The sequence below is a fragment of the Chitinophaga sp. genome (assembly GCF_035564935.1).
In the GTDB taxonomy this organism is placed as follows: domain Bacteria; phylum Bacteroidota; class Bacteroidia; order Chitinophagales; family Chitinophagaceae; genus Chitinophaga.
The window spans coordinates 1-2,563 of record NZ_DATMTE010000830.1 but is presented as its reverse complement, the minus strand read 5'-3'; the positions used below and the strand labels follow the sequence as shown (position 1 = coordinate 2,563).

2 protein-coding genes and 1 pseudogene are annotated in these 2,563 nt (G+C 49.4%); all 3 read right to left on the bottom strand.

Annotated features, from left to right (window positions below; all coding sequences use genetic code 11):
• Positions 1-213 (bottom strand): annotated as a pseudogene (locus VN105_RS21590) (hypothetical protein); the annotation flags it as partial.
• Positions 214-303: 90 nt separating this feature from the next.
• Positions 304-1,059 (bottom strand): SGNH/GDSL hydrolase family protein, encoded by a 756-nt coding sequence (locus VN105_RS21585; RefSeq protein ID WP_325644090.1) that lies wholly within the window; start codon positions 1,057-1,059, stop codon positions 304-306.
• Between the two features lie 75 nt (positions 1,060-1,134).
• Entirely contained in the window at positions 1,135-2,496 is a 1,362-nt protein-coding gene (locus VN105_RS21580) for an acyl-CoA dehydrogenase family protein (protein WP_325644088.1), read from the bottom strand.
• Between the last annotated feature and the right edge of the window lie 67 nt (positions 2,497-2,563).

Sequence of the window (2,563 nt, the reverse complement as noted above, 5' to 3'; positions counted from 1 at the left end):
GTTACCCTTGGCAGCCGGGAATACTTCCAGTATGGGGTCTGTAACATCCGTGAGCCTGGTTACATGGTTGCTGCCATCCGGTGTTACCTTTGCCGTTTGCTTAGGGGCGGTTTCTCCGGGTACTTCGGCAGGCCACAGGTGAATTTGCTGTTGTTGCGCGGCAATAGTTGTATTTACTCCAATCATCATTAATAAGATAGCTATTTGTTTCATAACCGGGTTTCAGAATTTCATGTAATAATAATAAAGAAAAGTGCAGAAAAAAGAACAGCTTCCCGGAAGGAAGCTGCCTTTAATGCTGAATTATTTCACACATTGCAGCCAGGCTTCTGCCATCAGCTGGGCGCCAGCTACGCTGGGATGTACGCCGTCGCCGGTCCAGTAGGCAGCCGGTGCTGCTTTTTGAGCTTTGTCAAAAACGGATTGATAAGGAATAAAGATGGCCTGGTGTTTATCTGCCAGTTCACGGGCCGCAACACGGTATTCATCAAATGCAGGATACCACTTATCATCTACCGCCTTCACTCCTTTTACGGCAAAGGGTTCGCCGATGATCAGTTGTACATCCGGTAACTGTTGCCTGGTGCGGGTTAGCAGTTTGTCGTAGTCTTCCCGGTAGGTTTGCACGGTGCCTTTGTAATTGTTACTCAGTGTATGCCAGTAATCGTTTACGCCTACCAGGATACTCAGCACATCCGGCTTGATCACGAGGCAGTCGATATCCCAGCGATCTGCCAGCTGGAACACTTTATTCCCGCTGATGCCTTTATTGTACACTTTCAGGTTTTTATCTGCATTTTTCAGCAACATGGCAGATGCTGCCATCAGTGCGTAACCGCCGCCCAGTGCGCCGCCGGCGTTGGGCTGATCATTATCGCGTTTACGGCCCGCATCTGTAATGGAATCGCCCTGGAACAATACTACATCCTCTTTTTTGAGTGCAATCTTTTTTGCTTTTTCTGTTACCATTGCAGCGGAAACAATATCCGGAATGCTGATGGCAGCAAGGGTTCCCAGGGAAACGTTCCTGAGAAAATTACGTCTGTTTGATGGATTCATAACGATGCGGATTAAGTGTTAGTTGCGGCATCGGCCACAATCGGGCACTTAAACTATAAAAAAGATCTGATATTTTTATACAAATGCGCTAAAGCCTGTAATGGCCCTGCCCACAATGAGGGAATTAATTTCTTTCGTGCCTTCGTAGGAGTAAATGGCTTCGGCGTCTGCTACAAAGCGTGCCACATTGTATTCCAGCAGGATACCATTGCCTCCCATTACTTCACGCGCACGGCTTACCACGTCGCGGGTACGCAGGGTACAAAATACTTTGGCCAGGGATGCATGCTCATCCTTTAGCCCGCCTGCATCCTGTATTTCAGACAGGCGGAACACCATGGTTTGCATAGCGGTGAGGTTAGACAGCATCTCCACCAGGTGTCCCTGGATCAACTGGAAGGCCGCAATTGGTTTTCCGAACTGCTTACGGGTACGGGTATACGCCAATGCATTTTCATAAGCGCCGCGGGCGCAGCCTACTGCTTCCCAGGCCACACCGGCGCGGGTCATACGGAGTACGCGGGCGGTATCTTTAAAGGAAGAAGCGTTTTGCAGGCGGTCTGATTCTGCAATGCGGCAATCTTTCAGGGTAATCAACCCGTTCTGTACAATGCGCAGCGCCATTTTATCATGGATCTTTTCTACACTGAAGCCGGGTGTATCTTTCCGGAGCAGGAATCCCTTCACCTGGTTATCGTCCACATCCCTGGCCCATATCACAATTACATCTGCAAAGGTGGCATTGCCTATCCATTTTTTCTGGCCGTTCAATATCCAGGTATCACCTTCCCGTTTAGCCGTAGTGGTTAGTCCGCCTGCGGTGCCGGAACCTACTTCCGGTTCTGTAAGCCCGAACGCGCCGATAATATTCAGCTGCTGCATGCCGGGTAGCCATTCCTGTTTCTGCGCTTCGGAGCCCAGCATATAAATAGAGCCCATTGCCAGCCCGCTTTGCACACCAAAGAAGGTGGCCACGGAAGCATCAACACGCGCCATTTCCATGGCAATGATCCCTTCCATCAGGAACGACCGGTTTGGGCAACCATATCCGTCATAAGTAACGCCGCAGATATTCAGTTCCCTGAATTTGGGAATGATCTCAAAAGGAAATTCCGCTTTCAGCCAGTATTCATTTACAATAGGCTGGATTTCCTTTTCCATGAATGCGCGAACTTTCAGCTGCAGCGCCCTGTCTTCCGCATTGAGTTTGGCTCCCAGGTCGTAGAAGTCGCCTTCAATGGGCGGCAGTTCCTTTTTCTTTCCGCCGCTGCTGCTGAGCATTTTCATGAGGCCGTTCAATTGCGTATCATCCATCTTTCCTACGGATTCCATCACCTTTGGCAAGTCTACTTTTTCGGAGAGTTTAGCCAGTGCGGCGAAATCAATGCTCTTCAGCAGGTGGTAGGCATTCTTCAGTTTTGTGAGCGTTCCGGACATCTAACATGGTTTTACTTAAAAATACGCAATTATCGCCTTCGGCGATGCGAATTTTGTCTGACTCAGG

What these genes read in the sequence shown, in the direction of transcription:
- VN105_RS21585 (WP_325644090.1), bottom strand. Translation starts at nt 1,059, where the DNA reads ATGAATCCATCAAACAGACGTAATTTTCTCAGGAACGTTTCCCTGGGA.
- VN105_RS21580 (WP_325644088.1), bottom strand. Translation starts at nt 2,496, where the DNA reads ATGTCCGGAACGCTCACAAAACTGAAGAATGCCTACCACCTGCTGAAG.